1 pseudogene is annotated in these 240 nt (G+C 29.6%); it reads left to right on the plus strand.

The features are described from left to right. Positions 1–240: pseudogene (locus tag ACJDU8_RS25915) on the plus strand (hydrogenase formation protein HypD); the annotation flags it as partial.

Here is a 240-nt window from a genome sequence, read left to right on the forward strand (position 1 = left end):
GATGCACTTAAAATCGCAGAAGAAAATAAAAGTTTTGAAGTAGTTTTCCTAGCAGTTGGTTTTGAAACTACTGTTCCATTAATCGGACTCACTGTAAAAAAGGCAAAAGAAAATAATATTAATAATTTTTCTATTTTGAGCAGTTTAAAGGTTATGAAGCCAGTTTTACATAAAATATTAAAGGATGAAAATTGTAAAATTCAAGGAATTATATGTCCGGGGCATGTGGCAGTTATAACA

Source organism: Candidatus Clostridium eludens, assembly GCF_045310515.1.
In the GTDB taxonomy this organism is placed as follows: Bacteria; Bacillota; Clostridia; order Clostridiales; family Clostridiaceae; genus Clostridium_B; species Clostridium_B eludens.